Origin of the sequence: Variovorax sp. JS1663 (assembly GCF_002157355.1) — a bacterium.
Classification (GTDB): Bacteria; Pseudomonadota; Gammaproteobacteria; order Burkholderiales; family Burkholderiaceae_C; genus Variovorax.
In genome coordinates this window covers 1-1,456 of record NZ_LYMK01000130.1, presented here as the reverse complement: position 1 = coordinate 1,456, position 1,456 = coordinate 1, and the positions used below count along the sequence as shown (strand labels likewise).

3 protein-coding genes are annotated in these 1,456 nt (G+C 55.7%); all 3 read left to right on the top strand.

The features are described from left to right. Positions 1–317: hypothetical protein (locus A8M77_RS36370; RefSeq protein ID WP_158101065.1), on the top strand; the 317-nt coding region annotated here is incomplete at its 5' end. Further along, positions 310–1,185, top strand: a complete 876-nt coding sequence (locus tag A8M77_RS35960; RefSeq protein ID WP_143694923.1) for a hypothetical protein — start codon at positions 310–312, stop codon at positions 1,183–1,185. The genes A8M77_RS36370 and A8M77_RS35960, both read left to right, overlap by 8 nt. A 1-nt stretch (position 1,186) precedes the next feature. Beyond that, the coding region (locus A8M77_RS35955; protein WP_143694922.1) for a hypothetical protein at positions 1,187–1,456 on the top strand (270 nt) is incomplete at its 3' end.

Here is a 1,456-nt window from a genome sequence, read left to right as displayed (position 1 = left end):
GCCTTGCCCAGGTCATCAGCGACTTCAAGGCGCATCGCGCGCTGGGCAGCAATGCGGACCTCTTCGCTGATGCGGGTGTTCGCGCGCGCTATGACCGTCTCAAGGATCTTTTCAAGGAAGGCGCCGCCTTCAGCCTGGCTCAGATCGATGCAGAAATGCTGTCACTGACGCAATCACTTGCTCAGCATGGATCGAACACAGAGGCGGCCGCGGCGAACTCGCAGCTGTACAAAATCCGCAGCTGCTGCCCACGTGTCCGGATGGTGAACCCCCTACGCCGAGCGCGTACACGTGCCAGGAGTCAAAGCAATGCTTGAACTCGGCGCGGGCGCAGACATCCTGCGCAGCCTTAGTTGGCTCTATATCGGACTGATCGCCGTTCTTGTCGTTCTAGCCCTATGGCTACCGAGTCGCTGGTGGCAGAAGCTCATCTGCGTGATCGCTGTCCTGCTGGTCTTCACTGGGCCTGCGTACATGAGGAGTCGTGAGCGCAGCCAGATCGTCGATGAGGGCAAGGCTCGGTACGAAGCTGCCAAAGCGTTGTTCGATGAGCGATGCAAGACGGCAGGGGAAAAGATCCACAAGACGGTGGAGAACGTCGAGGGCGTGCAGCTATTGAGCGTTAGGCGTCGAGCAAGCAATGCGGATCGAGCCGATCCCGGCTGGATCTACGCAGCGCTGCCTGATGAAGCATCCGAGGACTGGTACATCAGGTCTTTTTTGTTTTGGGAGCATCTGCAAGACGGTCAAGGTCAGAGTGATGCAAACAGAGCTGCTCGCAGCTATCTCAATGCAACACCTTCTCCGTATCCGGGCTATCGCTTCGTTGATGCGAAGGAGTCCAATGGTTCTTTCCAGCGCTATGTGCTAGTTCCGAAGGAAGGCAAGCTTGAGAAGTCGACTGCTGAAGGTCAACTCGCACGTTATGCAGTGTCATTTTCAAGCATCGATACATCTGATGTGCGCCAACATTGGATTGCTGGCGCCAAGGTAATCGTGACAGACACCCAGAGTAGTGAAGTTCTGGCAGAAGGCACTTGGTACGCGTTCGATCCAGGGCTTGGAAATACAGACGGTGGCCGGAGCCCGTGGGGATTCGCCAAGGTTTGCCCGCAGTCTGGCCATGGCGCGTCGCCAACGCGATTTTTCGTGAATCAAGTTTTGAAACCTAAACAGGGAGAGTGAAATGAAAACTGAAGTTGCGACCTATCTCAAATATGCGAACCTGCAAATGGCGTCTGAAGCACTGTACGACAGGAAGGCAGCGCCGGTAGGAGACAAGTTTTCCGGACCAATTGATCCGAGAGTGTTGATTCAAGGCAACGACCGTTCCAGCAAGTTCACCCAAGTCCAAGCCGACGAGTTCGCTCGGGACTGGACCGTCGTAGAACACATCAGCAACACCACAACGGGCTTTTCGGGAACGCTGTTTCGAGCGCTTGAAACCGATGAATCC

Bases quoted from the DNA above. Each gene is read 5' to 3' on its own strand.
- A8M77_RS35960 (WP_143694923.1), top strand. From the start codon at position 310: ATGCTTGAACTCGGCGCGGGCGCAGACATCCTGCGCAGCCTTAGTTGG.